The sequence below is a fragment of the Bacillus oleivorans genome, assembly GCF_900207585.1.
GTDB classification, from domain to species: domain Bacteria; phylum Bacillota; class Bacilli; order Bacillales; family JC228; genus Bacillus_BF; species Bacillus_BF oleivorans.
Genome location: NZ_OAOP01000001.1, coordinates 612,022 through 625,600, shown reverse-complemented (window position 1 = coordinate 625,600; position 13,579 = coordinate 612,022). Strand labels below are relative to the sequence as shown.

At 42.2% G+C, this 13,579-nt stretch carries 13 protein-coding genes; all 13 read right to left on the bottom strand.

The window, feature by feature from the left end; all coding sequences use genetic code 11:
• Window positions 1-22 precede the first annotated feature (22 nt).
• Window positions 23-835: a glycosyltransferase gene (locus CRO56_RS02960; RefSeq protein ID WP_097157083.1), complete on the bottom strand. Its 813-nt coding sequence runs from the start codon at window positions 833-835 to the stop codon at window positions 23-25.
• 97 nt (window positions 836-932) lie between these two features.
• A complete protein-coding gene (locus tag CRO56_RS22750) occupies window positions 933-1,109 on the bottom strand; it encodes a hypothetical protein (protein WP_179714149.1) in 177 nt (58 codons plus the stop codon).
• 52 nt (window positions 1,110-1,161) lie between these two features.
• On the bottom strand, window positions 1,162-1,617 hold the full coding sequence (locus CRO56_RS02955; RefSeq protein WP_097157082.1) for a nuclear transport factor 2 family protein: 456 nt from the start codon (window positions 1,615-1,617) through the stop codon (window positions 1,162-1,164).
• 664 nt (window positions 1,618-2,281) lie between these two features.
• Window positions 2,282-3,433, bottom strand: coding sequence for a YkvI family membrane protein (locus CRO56_RS02950; RefSeq protein WP_097157081.1), 1,152 nt, complete (start codon window positions 3,431-3,433; stop codon window positions 2,282-2,284).
• A 22-nt stretch (window positions 3,434-3,455) separates the two neighbouring features.
• Window positions 3,456-4,571, bottom strand: coding sequence for an o-succinylbenzoate synthase (menC, locus tag CRO56_RS02945; protein ID WP_179714148.1), 1,116 nt, complete (start codon window positions 4,569-4,571; stop codon window positions 3,456-3,458).
• A 15-nt stretch (window positions 4,572-4,586) separates the two neighbouring features.
• Entirely contained in the window at window positions 4,587-5,420 is an 834-nt protein-coding gene (locus CRO56_RS02940; protein ID WP_097157080.1) for a GNAT family N-acetyltransferase, read from the bottom strand.
• A 6-nt stretch (window positions 5,421-5,426) separates the two neighbouring features.
• Window positions 5,427-6,542 (bottom strand): M20 peptidase aminoacylase family protein, encoded by a 1,116-nt coding sequence (locus CRO56_RS02935; RefSeq protein ID WP_097157079.1) that lies wholly within the window; start codon window positions 6,540-6,542, stop codon window positions 5,427-5,429.
• A gap of 15 nt (window positions 6,543-6,557) precedes the next feature.
• The gene (locus CRO56_RS02930; RefSeq protein ID WP_097157078.1) at window positions 6,558-7,406 is read right to left on the bottom strand and encodes a MurR/RpiR family transcriptional regulator; all 849 of its coding nucleotides are present in this window, start codon (window positions 7,404-7,406) and stop codon (window positions 6,558-6,560) included.
• A gap of 266 nt (window positions 7,407-7,672) precedes the next feature.
• Window positions 7,673-8,641 carry an ABC transporter ATP-binding protein gene (locus CRO56_RS02925; RefSeq protein ID WP_097157077.1) on the bottom strand — a complete coding sequence of 323 codons (969 nt, stop codon included), beginning with the start codon at window positions 8,639-8,641 and terminating at the stop codon, window positions 7,673-7,675.
• Window positions 8,628-9,662, bottom strand: coding sequence for an ABC transporter ATP-binding protein (locus CRO56_RS02920; protein ID WP_097157076.1), 1,035 nt, complete (start codon window positions 9,660-9,662; stop codon window positions 8,628-8,630). The genes CRO56_RS02925 and CRO56_RS02920 overlap by 14 nt, the downstream gene beginning before the upstream one ends.
• A 15-nt stretch (window positions 9,663-9,677) precedes the next feature.
• Window positions 9,678-10,745: an oligopeptide ABC transporter permease gene (opp3C, locus tag CRO56_RS02915; RefSeq protein WP_097157075.1), complete on the bottom strand. Its 1,068-nt coding sequence runs from the start codon at window positions 10,743-10,745 to the stop codon at window positions 9,678-9,680.
• Window positions 10,742-11,674 (bottom strand): oligopeptide ABC transporter permease, encoded by a 933-nt coding sequence (gene opp3b / locus CRO56_RS02910; RefSeq protein ID WP_097157074.1) that lies wholly within the window; start codon window positions 11,672-11,674, stop codon window positions 10,742-10,744. Before opp3b ends, opp3C begins: the two co-directional genes overlap by 4 nt.
• Before the next feature lie 112 nt (window positions 11,675-11,786).
• The gene (locus CRO56_RS02905) at window positions 11,787-13,451 is read right to left on the bottom strand and encodes a peptide ABC transporter substrate-binding protein (protein ID WP_097157073.1); all 1,665 of its coding nucleotides are present in this window, start codon (window positions 13,449-13,451) and stop codon (window positions 11,787-11,789) included.
• Window positions 13,452-13,579 lie beyond the last annotated feature (128 nt).

Genomic DNA, 13,579 nt, shown 5'->3' with positions numbered 1-13,579 from the left:
ATTTGATATAAGGAAATATTTTTTATCGCCCCCGATAAATCATCGGCTTCCCATCCCATACGATTTTCGATTGTGATCTTTTAGTTTTTACAAATGGACGATCCATCATTGTCCAAAAATTCTCCTGAGATAAACTGCCCAGATTGTGCTTTTCAGAAAACTTCTGCAGGTAGGTTTGTCTCTTTTCATTTAATCCTGCTGATATATTGCTTCCATCGGGGGTAAAAGCATAAATAGTATTCGCGGCGGGCAGTTTCTTTATTTTTAAACCGCTTTCGATCACTCGCAAAAAGAAGTCCCAATCCCAATAGTTATGCACTTCTTCATCAAAGCTGCCGATTTGCTGGTGGATCTCTTTTCGATACAAAGATCCAGATGAGATATATGGATTAAACTTCCGTACCAGCTCTCGATCCCATTCGTAAGCAAATACCGTTCGTGAATGAGGGCAGCGAACCCCATTATCTGTTATAAAATCAACCATTTCAACATCCGTATAAACAAAGTCAGCATCTTGGATCGCATCTGCCATTTGTTCTAAGTGGTCAGGAACGACAAAATCGTCATCATCACAAAGCATAATGAAGCTCCCCTCCGTACAGGCGAGTCCCTCATTCCGGCAGCCAACATGGTGGAGCTTTTTTGCTGGAGTTAAAATTTTTATTTGCAGTTCAGGGTAAAGCGATTGGATCCGGTCAACCGGCTCCCCCTGATCATTCACAATAATAATTTCGAAATCCTGAAACGTTTGTCTGAAAAGCGATTCAACCAGCTCAGATAAAGGACCTAAACGGTTAAAGGTTGGGATAATTACTGATATCAAAGGCTTTTTCATTTTTTGTAACTCTCCGTTCCTCGATTTACTTCTATTTTAACTCAAATTTGTTAGGTTAAAAATATGCTGCCTGGTTTCGTGCATTCCTCTCCGGAATTCATGTATTCTCTCCCTGGTTTCGTGCATTTCTCTCCGGATTTCGTGCATTCTCTGCCCGATTTCGTGCATTCTCTGCCTGGTTTCGTGCATTCCTCTGCCTGGTTTCGTGCATTTCTCTCCGGGTTTCGTGCATTCTCTCCCTGATTTCGTGCATTCCTCTCCGGATTTCGTGCATTCCTGCCTCCCCAAAACAAAAAGAGGTACTCCCCAGCAAGCACCTCTCCCATCTAATAATTATAATCCCACAATACCTTCCATTCCCCGTCTTCTTCCACAGTGTAACAGTAAAACACCATATCAAATAAGCCGAACTGGCTTTTATAAGTAAGAATGACCTCGACCTGATAAACATGTTGAAAAACGGGACCGTCCTTGCCAAATCTCCATCTGTTAAGTTTGTCTGTATCCCCAATTTTAACATCAAAGGTGTCGACTTCCATGTGGCCCAGAAACACATGATTTTTTGTCTGAATATAGTCTGTTTTATTAAATCGTTTTTTCATTTCTGAATGGAACAGTTCCCAGGCATCGCCGAAGTCCCCTTCTTGTTCATACTCATAAAATAACTCGACGACTTCTTCTGGACTGTTGGCTCCAAATGTCGAGACTCCGAAAACTCCTACAACCATGACAAGTCCTAACAAAAGGACAAACAACCAACCCTTCTTTCTTCTTTTGCGCATACACTTCTCCTTGTTGTTTGAGGGTTTAACAGCCTGTTTCATATATATGAAAGGGTTGGTTCCGTTATGTTTGGACAGGTTCTGGTTCTCGAATTTAGAATGATGTGGACTATGTTTTTGACTCATAGCAAGCATTTTGACTGATACGAAGCGATTTTGACTGATAAAACTGGATTATGACTCGTAGAAACTGATTTTGACCGATAGATCGGGATTATGACCGATAAAACTGCGGATTTGACCGATAGAATCTAGATTTTGACCCGTAGACACAAATTTTGACCGATAGATCGGGATTATAACCGATAGAACTGCGGATTTGGCCGATAGAATCTCGATTTTGACCCGTAGACACAAATTTTGACCGATAGATCGGGATTATGACTCGTAGAAACTGATTTTAACCGATAGATCGGGATTATGACCGATAGAACTACGGATTTGACCGATAGAACTGCGGATTTGACCGATAGAATCTCGATTTTGACCCGTAGACACAAATTTTGACTGATAAAACAGGATTTTGACCCGTAGACACCAATTTTGACTGATAGAACAGGATTTTGACCTGTAGACACCATTTTTGACCGATAGAACCCAACCAGGGTTACCCTATCATTCTCTTAAAAAAGAAAGACAGGGGAATCCCCCCTGCCCTCATTATTTACGCAACCGCTGAATCTTCCTGATCGGTTTTTTCTTTATTTTTAATGATCCGAATGACTCCAATCGTTAAGAACGGAATCGCATAGACAGCAATCATTCCATATGCCAGCCATGTATAGCCGATTGAAATTAGATTAATGATGCCAATTTTAGAGAACAAAATAGCTAAAACTAATGCTCCTATTGCAATCATCGCATTTTGTTTTTTATTTAAGGATGTCCCTTTTCGCTCTTCCATATGAGAGTTGACGCGATCGATAAAGGCGTGAATCATGCCTGTCGCTGTTTCAATCAGGGTCCAGCCAACGACAACCCCAAAAAGAATCACTACCCATGAACCGTAGCCATCCAGCATCACAAGCCATGGTACTGCATTTGCCAGGACATCTTCGGAAGGATAGAATCCCATAATGCTTACATATGTTAAAAACCAAGGTACTGTCATTAAAACACCTGCGACAATCCCAGCAATGACCGTATCTTTTCTCGATTTTTGTCTTTTTACAGTAAAGAGGGCGGCCGGATATACAGCGAGGTTATATCCAACATAGAGGATTCCGCTCCACAATATAGCTAAGATGCTGACATCACCGCCAACGTAACTTGTATCTCCTGAAGCAAACACCTGTTGCGCATGGTCCCAAGTATTTGACACAACTAAAATACTAAAGATTATATAACCAATAAACAACGCCGCTGTTCCGAATGTTTTGAATTTTTCTATTAATCCTGCACCATAGAAGTTCAAGACTCCTACTAAAACAGTTATAGAGATAACTCCTGCCCAATAGTTAAAACCGAGTGTACTATTTAATATTTCTCCCGTAGCTGAAGCCATAACGGCTATGATAATAATCGCAAGCAAGAGGTATAATATGTCGAATAGCATCCAAAATTTCCCGATAACAGCTTGCAATAGACTGCGATAATCAAAAGCTTTGTACATTCTTGCCAATTCAAAGGAAAGGATAGCCATGACTGTAAAGCCAATAAAAATTCCGATCCCGCCGAGCCAGCCGAGTGCTCCGTATTTTGCACCATATTCTACAATTTCTCTTCCTGTGGCAAAACCGCCACCGATTAAAACCGATTGGAGGATGATGCCCGGAAGGATCATCCTTCCGAAAGCACCATTCATAAATTTATTCATGGTCTCATCTCCCTGTTATTTTTTATAGCGTGAACACCTTCTTTGAAATCGTAAAGTCCTCTAGGGCCTGACGATTGATTTCATATCCAATGCCAGGCGTATCAGGTACTTTAATCATTCCGTTTTTCGCGACAACTTCTGGTTCGATAATGTCTTTTTCCCAATAACGAGAGGAGCCTGCCGTATCACCAGGCAGAATAAATTGATCTAGCGTTGTAAGGGCAATATTATGAGCTCTGCCAACACCTGCTTCTAGCATTCCGCCGCACCAGACGGCAATGTTGTTAGCTTTACAATAATCATGAATCCTTTTTGACTCGGTTAACCCGCCAACTCGTCCAATTTTGATATTGATGATTTTACAGCTTCCCAGTTCGACTGCCTTGCGTGCATCGTCAAACGAGTGAATACTTTCATCCAGGCAGACTGGCGTTTCAAGTTCTTTTTGTAATAATGCATGGTCTACGATATCATCATGCTCAAGCGGCTGTTCAATCATCATTAACTCAAGCTCGTCCAATTGTTTTAAATGGTCAATATCCTTCAATGTATAAGCGGAATTCGCATCTGCCATTATTGGGAGAGTCGGGAAGTGCTTTCTTACTTCACGTAAAACATCAACGTCCCAGCCTGGCTTAATTTTAATTTTCATCCGCTTGTATCCTTCTTCTGCCGCCCACTCAATCGTGTTAAGCAGATCTTTTACAGAAGGCTGAATGCCAATGCTGATCCCAACTTCTATCTCTTTTTTCTCACCGCCTAATGCTTTGGCCAGTGTCGTCTCGTTTCGTTTCGCATATATATCCCAAACCGCCCCTTCTAATGCAGCTTTCGCCATATTGTTTCGGCGAATCGGTGCGAAAACTTTAGTCACTTCATCCGGATGAGATACCGGATGCTTTTGTAATAATGGAATTAAAAAATCCTCGATCACATGCTGATTGGTTCCCACCGTTTCTTCACTGTACCAAGGGCTTGAAAAGGCGACTGATTCACCAAAACCCTGGTTGCCATCCTGGTCAATCATTTCTACGATAAAAAAATCCTTTTCCTGAAAGGTGCCAAAACTAGTTGAAAACGGGCTTTTTAAATTCATACGAAGTTTATGCAAAATAATTTGTGATATTGGAATTGTCATGGCTTCTTGCTCCTCCTACTTTATATCTAAATGATTACGTAATGAAAAACGATAATAGCTAACATGTTTTTCAGGATGGCGAATAAGGTCCTCTCCGACAAACCCTTGGGCCAATAAACCTTGAAACACTTCTCTTGTCTTAATCCTCCAATCGAGCGCTAATTCAAAGTCGCTATTTTTGATGCTTTGAAAATCAGCAGGAATTGGAACAAGCCAGCCATCCGCAGTTGGATCAAAAGCAACTCCATCATTTTTCCCGACTATATAAGGAAGACCATCTTGATTGATTTTTGTCTGTAAGAGAATCCTGTTAAAATCAACCGCATAGTTCTTAGGCTTATGTTCATTTACATAATTACTTTTAATCCACCACTCTACTTTAAACCGGTCAGTGGGAAGCCCGGCATTTTGGGCATCGTCCATCATGCCATAATGGTTTTCAGAGTAGCTGCCTGCAATTCCGCCGAGTTTATGGAGATTTAAGTAGGCATTCACACTTAATAAGGGATCAAAGGTCCAAGTAATAAACGAATAACCCATTTCAATCGCTAATTCTCGCTGCTTATGCTTTAATTTCTCTCCGATCCCGGATTTTTGGTAATCACTGTGGATCCCTAACATATGGGAACATAAATAGACTTGGCCGTTTTTATATCCCGGAAAGCTATATTGAAACCCAACGAGCTTCTCTCCATCATAAGCTCCTGCAATGATCCCGCCATTTTTTACAGCAGTATGGGTTTGATGAAGCGGGGTAGTTGGTGAACCCCAAATGTGTTCCTCGAGCTCTTCAACCTGCCGCATTTCCTGTAACGATGTTAATTTTCGAATTTCAATCGTTTGCTTCATCTTTTACTACCTGCCTTCACCTAATGTCTCAACAATCGCTTTCGTTAAAATCTGAACCCCATGCATTAAAGCTCCATGATTAAACGTCATGTTGGGATGATGAAGCCCAGGCTGCAGGTCACAACCTAATCCAAGCATCGTTGCTTTTAAATGCGGGCGTTTAATCGTGTAAAAATGAAAATCGTCGCCGCCGGTGGTTATAAGCGGCGCTTTAAGATTTTCTTTTCCTAATACCGCTTCAATCGCTTTTGCAAGTTTGGCCTGTGCCTCTTGATTTGGAACAGCTGCCGCTACATTTGCACGGGTTTCCAATTCAATTTTCACCCCATGGTATTGGGCTAACATCTCTGCACCCGCTTCGATTTTTTTAACCAAAGCCTCCATAATCTCATTCGTTTGCGAGCGGATGTCTAAACTGAAGGTCGCAGAACCCGGGATAATATTTGAGCTTTCCCCGCCTGCCTGAAACGCTGTCATTTTAGCAGAGTGAGGCACCATCGGGTCTAGGTGGATACCGTGAATCAATTTAACCAGATCGGCCCCAACCTCAATCGCGTTCGCCGTTAAATGAGGGCGTGCACCGTGACTATCCTCTCCTGTAATTCTTCCCTTGATAAAACGGGCTGCTCCATGGAGGATAACAGGTGATGCCGTTCCGTGCGGGATTTCCTGTATCGGTCTGAGGTGTGCACCAAATAGATAATCCACATCATCCACGACACCCTTTTCTACCATTTTCAGTGCTCCAGTTCCCTTTTCTTCAGCCGGCTGAAAGATAAAGCGGACAGTCCCTTTTAAGGTTTGATTTTTTAAGGAATACAAAACACCTAAAACCATGGCCATATGGGCATCATGTCCGCAAGAATGGTTGGCACGAAACTCGCCGTCTACTTCCTGCCAGAGGGCATCGATATCGGCACGGACAGCCACAACCGGTTTCCCTTCTCCTATTTCTCCTATGACACCAGTACAATCAGCAAACGTCTGCACGCGGCAGCCATTTTCTTTTAATATGGAAGCAATGTATTGCGTCGTTTTCTCTTCCTTCCAGCTCACCTCCGGATTTGCGTGGAGGTGTTTGAAATCATGATAAACCTTCTCAGAAACTTCAACCACAATCATAAACCTTCTTTCTCGTTAATTCACAAAATAGTGATCCAATTGAACAGACTCAAATTTCTTTCTTCTTCTTTCAAATTCTTCTCCATTTTGCACTGCGACGCCCGCGATAATCGCATTTAATAAAGAAAAAGCAGCCGGAGTCGCATCAAGCGTCGATGGAACGGGAAGCTCGACCGGTAATAATAAATCACAGTGTTCTCGAATCGGGGCTACTGCGGAATCGGTGATGCCAATAACATAAGCCCCTCGCTTCTTCGCTTCTTTTGCCAGATTAATAGTTTCTAATGCATAGCGGTGAAACGAAAATGCGACCAATACTTTATTGCTATTTATTTCACTAAACAACAGAAGAATGTCATCATGGTTTGAACGGTATTGCTTTACTTTCCCTTGAATTAATTCAAGGCTAAAACTAAACCAGCTTGCCAAGGAATAAGAGGATCGCACCCCCGCCACTAATACCTGATCAGCAGTGGCCAAACTGTGAACAGCCTGAAGAAAATCTTGTTCACTTAATTGAGCCGCCACTTTCTCAATGTTTTGTGCGTCAGTAAACATAACCTCCTGGAGAAAATTTGATGATTCTTTAATCGCCCGTTTACCAGACTGATAATCTGAAAGGCTGCTCCTTCGGTTTAACACACTCTCCTGAATCTTCTTTTGAAATCCACTATATCCTTTAAATCCGAGTGTCTGGCAAAAACGAATGACAGTCGTCTCACTCACCCCGATTGTCTTGCCAATCTGATCAGCCGGATACACAGCAAACACCTCAGGGTCCTTTAAAAAATAACTCGCAACCTTTTGAACCCCTTTAGATAATTTATTAAAATTACTCTCAATCGACATCTTCAAATGCTGCATGGTAGACTCCTATTTTTAGACTTTAATATTCTAATAATCAGGACGTAAGAAGGAAAGCCTTCAAAAATAAATAATATGAAGGAAATCCTTTAAAAGAGGATAACATATTTGACGAATTTTCTCAATATTTAGTTTAATTTTAATTTAGGGATTCGTGCATTTCCTTATTAGCCGGCCTTTATTACAATTCCCTCCCTTATGGTCCAAAAAAAACGGCTAGCCCACCACCACCGTGGGCTAACCGCAAAACTCAAACTATTAACCTCTTACTCAAACAAATGACACGCCACAAACCGGCCCGGCTCTGCTTCCCTAAATGCTGGCTCTATTTGTGAACAAATATCCATTGCTTTTGGGCAGCGCGTCCGGAAGCGGCAGCCGCTTGGAAGATTCGTTGGACTCGGGACGTCTCCTTTTAAGATAATCCGTTCCCTGCTTCGTTCAAGCTTTGGATCAGGCAGCGGAATTGCTGACAGCAGTGCTTCTGTATAAGGGTGCAGCGGTTTTTCATATAGCTCTTCACTGTCACCCATTTCAACGATTTTACCTAGATACATAACCGCAATTCGGTCGCTGATGTGCTTGACCATCGATAAATCGTGGGCAATGAACAAATAGGTTAACCCTTTTTCCTCTTGCAGGTTTTTCAAAAGATTAACAATTTGCGCCTGGATTGATACATCCAATGCTGCAATTGGTTCATCCGCTACAATAAATTGCGGCTCGACTGCCAGCGCACGGGCAATCCCGACCCGCTGTCTTTGTCCGCCGCTGAATTCATGGGGATAACGGTAGGCATGCTTTTGGTTGAGTCCTACTAGTTCTAATAATTCAACAACCCGGTAATCCCGTTCTTTCTTAGACATGTTCGGGCGATGGATTAGAAGCCCTTCCCCAATGATCTCCTGCACCGTCATCCGCGGATTCAGGGATGAATATGGGTCTTGGAATATCATTTGCATACTGCGTTTGAATTTCTTTTGTTCTTCTTTAGACCTTGCCATATGAAGCCTCTCTTGGTTAAAAAGAACTTCACCGCCGGTTAGTGAGTATAGCTGGGTAATGGTTCGGCCAACTGTTGATTTTCCGCATCCTGATTCTCCAACCAGGCCAAGCGTCTCCCCCTTATGAATGGAAAAACTAATGCCATCCACTGCACGGAGGATGCTATTTTTACCCAATTTAAAATGCTTCTCGAGGTCTTTTACTTCAACTAAAACTTCATTGGCGCTCATTTGTCACACCCCCTACAATCGCCGCTGGACGGAGGTCCGCAGGTGTCCGCTTATCCTGTAGCCAGCATGAAACAGTATGATTGCCTTCAACCGTTGTTTCTTCTGGCGAAAAATGATGGCAAACCTTCATGGTATAGGGGCAGCGAGCTGCAAAGGAGCAGCCGCTTCCTAAGGTTGCCATATCTGGCGGTGTTCCTGGGATCGGAATAAGAGCTTCCGACCGTTTAGCATGCAGTTTTGGCATCGATTGTAAAAGTCCCAGCGTGTATGGATGCTGAGGGCTATAGAAAATTTCATCAAGTGTTCCCTGTTCTACAATTTTTCCTGCATACATAACGGCAACCCGATCAGCCATATTAGCAACTACCCCAAGGTCATGCGTAATTAAAATAATCGCAGTCCCCGTTTTTTGCTGGAGATCCTTCATTAAATCCAGAATTTGCGCCTGAATCGTAACGTCCAGTGCTGTTGTAGGCTCGTCGGCAATGAGAATCTTCGGATTACATGCAAGTGCCATTGCAATCACAACCCGCTGCCGCATCCCGCCAGAAAATTGATGAGGATACGCATTCAATCGTTCCGCAGGATTTGGGATCCCAACCATCGCCAGCATTTCAGCAGCCCGTTTTTTGGCTTCATTTTTGGACAGGCTTTGGTGCTTTATTAAACCCTCCATAATCTGTTTTCCAATTTTCATCGTAGGATTTAAAGAGGTCATCGGATCCTGAAAGACCATCGATATTTCAGATCCTCTAATATGGGCTATGTCTTTACCCGATAAGTCTAAGAGGCTTTTATTTTCATAGGTGATTTTCCCGTCAGAGATGATGGTGTTATGCTTAGGCAATAGACGCATAATTGACTTAGCTGTGACAGACTTTCCTGAGCCTGATTCACCTACGATGGCAAGCGTTTCTCCCTTTTTTAGTTCGAAATTTACACCTCTGACTGCACTGACTGTCCCAGTTTGGGTCTTAAAGGATATATGCAAATTGTCTACATTTAATATCGTTTCTGTCATAATATCGCTCCTCCCCTATTTCCTCATTTTCGGATCGAGCGCATCTCGAAGTCCATCTGCTAACAAGTTGAAACAAATCATGGTCACACTAATAATCAATGCTGGGAGGAACAGCTTATAGGTGTGGAACCTCATCGCTTGATACCCGTCTTCAATTAATACACCTAACGAAGCCAGCGGTGCCTGAAGACCTAAACCTATGAAACTTAAAAATGCTTCGAAAAAGATCGCAGTTGGGATTGTGAACATCACGGTTACAATAATAGGACCCATTACATTTGGCAATAAATGCTTCCAAATTAAACGCGAATTGGAAGCACCGAGAGTCCTAGAAGCAAGGACAAATTCCTGCCCCTTTAATTGCAGGACTTGTCCGCGAACAATCCTGGCCATCCCAACCCAACCGGTGATAATCATCGCTAAAATAATCGATCGGATGCCAGGCTCTAAAATAAGGATAAATAAAATGATCACGATGAGATTCGGAATCCCTACCAATACCTCGACAATCCGCTGCATTACATTATCAACCCTACCGCCAAAGAAGGCAGAGAATCCACCATAGACGACACCGATAACAAGATCGAGAAGTGCGGCAACGATTGCGATAAATAAGGAAATCTGAGTGCCTGTCCAAATCCTTGTCCACAAATCACGGCCAAATTCATCGGTTCCAAACCAATGATTTTCTTCGATTCCGCGGGTTTCATATTGATCGACCCCATTTGCGTCTATCCCATCAAATCCTAGCCGCTCTAATCCTTCTATTTTGGGCGGCAGGTTCGTATGAGCAATATTTTGCTGATCATACCGATAATCCGTTAAAAGCGGACCGATTATCGCTATCGCACCAAGGATTACTAAAAGGACGAGAGAAATCATCGCCCCTTTATTTTTGGCAAGGCGATAAAAGGCTTCCTTCCAGAACGACATCGGCGGACTTGTGATTTCCTCTGCTTTCTCCGGATTAAGGGGGGCTGCAACAAACAAATCATCTGTAATTTCAGCTGGGACTGTTTGTGATTGTTGAAGAGAGTTTTTTTGAATGACTGCTTTAGTCGACTTGTTAGTCTCTAGCTTCATGCTGCTTCACCTCGCTTTAGATTAATCCGAGGATCTAATATTCCGTATAAAATATCGACGATAAATACGACCAGAATAAACAGGGTACTATAGAAAATCGTAATTCCCATAATGACACTGTAATCGAGCACGAGGATGGATAAAGTAAATTGTTCCCCTAATCCCGGTACAGAAAATATTTTTTCAATAACAAGTGTTCCTGTCATAATCGATACCGCAAGAGGTCCGAGCATCGTCACAACTGGAATCAGGGCATTACGAATCACGTGCTTAGCAATTACACTAGATTCACTGATTCCCTTCGCCCTTGCTGTTATGACATAGTCGTGGCCTAATACCTCAAGCATTTCGCTCCGGATAAATCGGGCAACGGTCGCAATTACCGTAACGGACAGAGCAAGAGATGGGAGAATTGAATATTCATAGCTATCCCACAATGCAACTGGGAGCCAGCCTAATTTCAGACCGATAAAATATTGGAGTAAGGCTGCAAAGACGAATGAAGGAATGGACATCCCAAGCACAGCCAGGATCACAGAACCATAGTCAAAAATCGTATTATGCCGCAATGCAGATAGAATACCGAGGGCAAGCCCCACTATTGTTCCAAAGACAAGGGCTTGAAAACCAATTAAGGCAGAAGGGCCAATTCGATCTCCTATCATACTTTCAACCGTTCGCCCGACTTTTTGAAAGGAATAACCAAGATCGCCCTGAATCAGATTTCCTAAATATTGAACGTATTGAATGGCCACAGGCTTGTCCAGACCATATTTTGCATTTAAAACAGCTATTTGCTGGTCCGTTAATTTTTCAGGGTTGGTATACGGTGTTCCAGGAAGTAACTTCATTAGAAAGAATGTCATCGTTACAATAATAAATAACGTGATGAGCATATAGCCTAGTCGTTGTAAGAAATATCGTTGCACATGAACACCTCATTTCTTTTAAAAGCTTTTTAGACTTACAGGAAGTTTAAAAGAAAACGAGAGTGCACCAGTTGATACACCCTCGCTTTTCTGCCGCATTTGCTCGTGTTGCTTATTCTTCAATGTATGCCCATTTAAAGGTGAATTCAGCACCAGTTGGATGTTCGACTAACCCCTTAATCTTACTGCGCTGTAATAGAGCCAGACCTGATTGGTATAAAGGTGCAATGGCTGCATCTTCCTCAAGCAGGATTTTTTCAATATCAAGAAGCATCTGATAACGTGCACTAGGATCCGTTTCTGTTCTCGCTTGATCTACTAGAGCATTGAGGTCTTTATTGACGTAATCCATTCTGTTTGTAGAGGCACCTTCCACCCACATATCAAGATATGTCATCGGGTCACTGTAATCTGGTCCCCAAGTTGAGAGAGAAAGATCATATTCAACCGCTTTTTCAATTTCTAGACGCTGTGCAAATGGAACTGCTTTAATTTCAAGCGTAAATCCTGGAAGTTTCTCTTGCAGCTGCGCTTGCAGATACTCAGCCATTTTCTTGCTTGACTCTGCGTCTGAAGTATTAATCGATACTGCTACGCTATCTTGGCCAATCTCTTCTAAACCTTGCTGCCATAACTCCTGAGCTTCTTCTACTGTTCCTTTATTAAAGTCACCGTTTAACTCACGGTAATCCTTTTGGTCAGGTGAGAAGTAGAAGCCAGCTGGGACAACTCCGTACAATGGCTGTGCACCGTTTTTCAGAATAACATCTGTCAAACCTTGTTTATCAATCGCCATATCAATCGCTCTGCGGATATTCACATTAGATAGTGCTGGGTGATTATGATTGAAACGCAAGAACCCAATTCCCGATTGTTTTGAAATTGAAAAGTCTTCATGAGATGTATACTGGTCAACTAGTTCAGCAGATAACGTCGTACGATCGATGGTACCTTCTTCGAATAGGTTCGCTGACGTCATAGAATCTTTTACAACTGTGACATGAATTTCATCCAATTTTACGTTAGCTGCATCCCAATAATCCGGGTTCTTTTCATATTTCCAGCCTTGCTCTTGTGTCCACTCTACTAATTTAAATGGACCATTTGCCAAAATGTTTTCCGCTTCTAATGCGTATTGGTCACCCAGTTCCTCAACAAATGCCTGATTTTGCGGCAAGAATGTCGGGAAAGTTAATAAGGTTTTAAATAATGGGTTTGGAGCTTCAAGTGTAACTTCCAACGTCTTTTCATCTTTCGCCACTACACCTAACTCGTCAGCAGTTGCCTCGCCATTTATAATCTTTTCTGCATTTTTAACGCTTGCAGTTACAAACATGAAATTATATGGACCAGCTTCTGCCATAACCCTCTTCCAGGCAAATTCAAAGTCTTGGGCTGTTACAGGGTCACCATTACTCCACTTCGCATCTCTTAATGTAAAGGTATGTACTAACCCATCATCACTCTCGTCATGTGTCTCAGCGATAGCTAAAATCGGCTGATTGTTTTGATCCTGACGATACAGACCCTCGTTTACATTATTTAAAACGGTAAAAGCTACTCCGTCGTGAGCCTTTGTCGAATCCAATGTAGGAATATCAGCTGATGCATCCATTTTTAAAATTTGTGCCACTTCTGGAGTTTCTTCACCATTTCCATTTCCAGTATCACCTTCACCCTCAGTCTCACCGTTAGATGAACTGAAATTACATGCTGATAAAATCATGGTTCCAATCAGTAGTAACGTTAATAGTGAAAACCATCTTCTTCGCTTCATCACTGCTCCCCCTCTTTTTATAAATTGATAATTTTTTAATAATTGTAAATGTTCTAACCAATAATAGCAAGATATCTATTAAACTATTCGAAATATTTATTCAACGTGATACACTGTAAATACTAGAG